Here is a 3,854-nt window from a genome sequence, read left to right as displayed (position 1 = left end):
CCCCGCGGCGGCATGATCCTGGCCAAGTCCAACCCGGACCTGGAAAAGAAGTTCAACTCGCTGGTCTTTCCGGGCACCCAGGGCGGGCCGCTGATGCACGTCATCGCCGCCAAGGCCGTCGCCTTCAAGGAGGCGCTGGAGCCCGGCTTCAAGGACTACCAGCGCCAGGTGGTACTCAATGCCCAGGCCATGGCGGAGGTGTTCCTGTCCCGTGGCTACAACGTGGTCTCCGGCGGCACCGACAATCACCTGTTCCTGGTGAGCTTCATCGAGCAGGGCCTGACGGGCAAGGACGTGGACGCCTGGCTCGGCGCCGCCAACATGACCGTCAACAAGAACGCGGTGCCCAACGACCCGCAGTCGCCCTTCGTCACCAGCGGCATCCGCGTCGGCACGCCGGCCATCACCACCCGCGGCTTCGGGCTGGAGGAGGCCAGGCAGCTCGCGGGCTGGATGTGCGACGTCATCGACGCCCGCGGCGATGCGGCCACCATCGAGCAGGTGCAGGGCCAGGTGCTGGCGCTTTGCGCCCGCTTCCCGGTGTACCAGGCGCACGCCGGCTGACGTCGCGCTGAGCCACTGTCACAGCCGGGGCCGGAGCCCGAGCGCCGATGCGTTGTCCCTTCTGCGGCGCCCAGGACACCAAGGTGGTGGACTCGCGGCTGTCCGGCGACGGCGACCAGGTGCGCCGCCGCCGCCGTTGCACCGTCTGCAACGAGCGCTTCACCACCTACGAGAGCGCGGAGCTGAACCTGCCCCGCGTGGTGAAGCGCGACGGCACCCGCGTGCCCTTCGACGGCCGCAAGCTGCGCTCCGGCCTGATGCGCGCGGCCGAGAAGCGCCCCATCAGCACCGAGCAGATCGACGCCGCCCTGTCGCACATCAACCGCAAGCTGCTCGCCGGCGGCGAGCGCGAGGTCAGCAGCCGGCGCATCGGCGAGCTGGTGATGGACGAGCTGCGCGAGCTCGACAAGGTGGCCTACGTGCGCTTCGCATCCGTGTACCGGCAGTTCGAGGACGTGGACGCCTTCCGCGAGGAGATCGAGCGCCTGGAGCAGCACCCCACCGCCGCCGAGAAGAAGGCCCAGTTGGACCTGCTCGAAGGGCTGGACCCGGTGCAGCACAACAGGAAGCCATGAGCCCGATGGATGCAGATGCCCGCATGATGGCCCGCGCCGTCGTGCTGGCGCGCCGGGGTCTCTACACGACCGACCCGAACCCGCGCGTCGGCTGCGTGCTGGTGCAGGGCGGAGAGATCGTCGGCGAGGGCTTCCATCGCCGCGCCGGCGAGCCGCACGCCGAGCGCAACGCCATCGAAGCCGCCGGCGAGCGTGCCCGTGGCGCGACGGCCTACGTCACCCTGGAGCCTTGCTGCCACCATGGCCGCACGCCGCCCTGCACCGATGCGCTGCTGGCGGCGGGCATCGCCCGCGTCGTGGTCGGCATGGAAGACCCGAACCCCCTGGTGGGCGGCAAGGGCCTCGCGCGGCTGCGCGCGGCTGGCGTGGAGGTGCGCACGGGCGTGCTGGAGGGGGATGCGCGGGCGCTGAACCCCGGCTTCGAGCGGCGCATGCGCGGCGGCCTGCCCTACGTGCGCTGCAAGCTCGCCGCGAGCCTGGACGGGCGCACCGCCATGGCCAGCGGCGAGAGCCAGTGGATCACCTCGCCCGAGGCGCGGCGCGACGTGCACCGGCTGCGGGCGCGCTCGTCCGCGATCGTCACCGGCATCGGCACCGTGCTGGCCGACGACCCGTCCATGAACGTGCGCCTTGAACCGGAAGAATTTCCGTCCCTGTGGCCGGGCGAGCTGCCGCGCCAGCCGCTGCGAGTCGTGGTGGACAGTCGGCTGCGCATGCCGCTGGACGCCCGCATGCTGCAACTGCCCGGCGCCACCCTCATCGCCACCTGCGAGGACGGCCCGAAGGCCATCGCCCGCGCCAACGCCGCCGGCGCCGAGGTCTGCGTCCTGCCGGCGGACCCGGCGGGGCGCGTGGACCTGCACCTGTTGCTCCGCCGCCTCGCCGAGCGCGAGATCAACGAGGTCCTCATCGAGGCCGGTCCGACCCTGGCCGGCGCCGCCATGGCGCTCGGTCTGGTGAACGAGCTGGTGCTCTACCTCGCCCCGCACCTGATGGGCGACGCCGCCCGTGGGCTGTTCCACCTGCCCGGCCTGGAGCGCATGGAGCAGCGCATCGGGCTCGTCATCGACGACGTGCGGCGCGTGGGGGTGGATCTGCGCTTGCTGTTGAGGCGGGCCGAGGGCTGAGGGTCCAGCGCCGAGGCCGCTCGCAGTGCTTATCCGTGTCGCCCTGGAGTGCTTATCCGTGTCGCCCTGGAGGGCGACACTCCCAAGCCGTTGTAGGTCGGGTTAGCGCAGCGTAACCCGACGCTGGACGTCCGTAAGCCGTTGATTGTCGCGTTACGCTATCGCTAACCCGACCTACGATCCTACGATCCGTTCGATTTCGGCGTTGCGAGCAATTCTTGCCCAATCCCGAAGCGCATCCGCTGCTTCGGCTACGCGTACAAATCGGCAAAAGGCAGTTCGAGCCCCACGGACTCGAGCCGAACCACGCCGTCGGCATTCGCGATGACCGCATGCTCCCAGCCGCCGTCCGACCGCCGCAGCACCTCCACCCGCGGCTCGTCCTGGGAGATCAGCAGGTACTCCCGCAGCGTCGGCAGCGACTGGTACGCCAGGCGCTTGTCGCCCCGATCGTAGCGTTGCGTGCGCGGTGAGAGCACCTCGGCGATCAGCACCGGGTCCGTCTTGAAATAGGGGTCGCCGCGCTCGCCGGCGCAGCGCACGAAGACATCCGGGTAGTACGGTTCTCGCTCTCCCGCTCCACGGCCAGGTACTTGTCCGGCGTCAGCCGTGGCAGGGATTCTGGCATCAGCCCTGCGGCAGCCAGGCCTGGTCGAGCAACTGCTCCGCGCGCCAGGGACAGTTGGTTGGCAAGGTCGAGAGACCGGTCTCCCGGGTGGCGGTGTCGAGGGCATCATCCCAGGCGTCGGCCCACCAGTCGGGGTCTTGCAGGCAGCGGCGCAGGCTCGGGGTCAGGCGCAGGCGGCGCTCTATGCGGTTGCGCTGGGTGCGGATGGTGGTGAGCCAGCTGTGTCCGCGAGGCTCGGGCTGGAAGCGCCACTTGAGCAGATGCGCGAGCAGCACGGCCATGCGGCTCGCGAGCTCACGCTGCTCGCGCTTTGACAAGTCTTCGATCTCCTCGGCGATGTGCTCCCGGTCGATTTCCGCGAGGCGGCCCTCGCGCAGCAACCGCGCCTGGTGCTCGGCCCAGGCCACGATATCGCCTTCGTAGTCGGCGTACTGCGGCTCGGGCATGGGCTCGGGTGCGGGGCGGTTCATGGCTGGATGGACGGCGCCGGGCCGTCGGCTTTGGTGCGGGATAAGCGACAGTCTAGGCGGGATGTGCGGCACATGCACGATGCCGGCTCGTCCGGCGCATCGCGGCAGCTTCCCAGCTTGCGATTTCCGGGGCTGGAACACGGTGGTGTCTCGCCTTGTTACCCGCGTTTGGCGGCTGGTCTGCAAGGTGCTGGCGCTTCCGGGGGCAGTTCCCCGTCGGCCGTGACAAGGGTTTCGGCAAGTCTTGCGGGGTTGCCGCGAACCCGAACCGCCGCGCACGGTCCATAATTGGAGACAGTTGTTGGTTCCGCGCCGTCGGGTTGCCGGGGCGCTGCGCCAACAACACTCGTTGTGTCTTTTCTGCCCTGTTGCGTCTTTATTCCACCCGAGTACCGTCGTGATGCGCCACCCACCGCTCCTACCGCTGCTGGCCGTGCTGCTTCTGGCCACTGCCACCGGCGCGCTCGCGCAGCCGCCGGGGCGCGGCTGG

General features: G+C 69.9%; 4 protein-coding genes and 1 pseudogene. 3 read left to right on the top strand and 2 right to left on the bottom strand.

All coding sequences use genetic code 11. From position 1 onward, the window contains the following. The 3 genes and pseudogenes from glyA to ribD all read left to right on the top strand — a co-directional run. Nucleotides 1-564: pseudogene (gene glyA, locus LJE69_RS12505) on the top strand (serine hydroxymethyltransferase); the annotation flags it as partial. Between the two features lie 47 nt (nucleotides 565-611). Continuing rightward, a complete protein-coding gene (gene nrdR / locus LJE69_RS12500) occupies nucleotides 612-1,139 on the top strand; it encodes a transcriptional regulator NrdR (RefSeq protein WP_296925474.1) in 528 nt (175 codons plus the stop codon). Beyond that, entirely contained in the window at nucleotides 1,136-2,266 is a 1,131-nt protein-coding gene (gene ribD, locus LJE69_RS12495; RefSeq protein ID WP_296925472.1) for a bifunctional diaminohydroxyphosphoribosylaminopyrimidine deaminase/5-amino-6-(5-phosphoribosylamino)uracil reductase RibD, read from the top strand. Before nrdR ends, ribD begins: the two co-directional genes overlap by 4 nt. Nucleotides 2,267-2,517: 251 nt before the next feature. Here the strand turns inward: ribD and LJE69_RS12490 are convergent, their stop codons facing one another. Together LJE69_RS12490 and LJE69_RS12485 are read right to left on the bottom strand one after the other, a co-directional pair. Continuing rightward, nucleotides 2,518-3,000, bottom strand: coding sequence for a Uma2 family endonuclease (locus tag LJE69_RS12490; protein ID WP_296925470.1), 483 nt, complete (start codon nucleotides 2,998-3,000; stop codon nucleotides 2,518-2,520). Beyond that, on the bottom strand, nucleotides 2,894-3,364 hold the full coding sequence (locus LJE69_RS12485) for a DUF29 domain-containing protein (RefSeq protein WP_296925467.1): 471 nt from the start codon (nucleotides 3,362-3,364) through the stop codon (nucleotides 2,894-2,896). The genes LJE69_RS12490 and LJE69_RS12485 overlap by 107 nt, the downstream gene beginning before the upstream one ends. Nucleotides 3,365-3,854 lie beyond the last annotated feature (490 nt).

Origin of the sequence: Thiohalocapsa sp. (assembly GCF_022340605.1) — a bacterium.
Classification (GTDB): domain Bacteria; phylum Pseudomonadota; class Gammaproteobacteria; order Chromatiales; family Chromatiaceae; genus Thiohalocapsa.
Note: the sequence above shows the minus strand (reverse complement) of the source record. Positions and strands in the feature narration are given on the sequence as shown.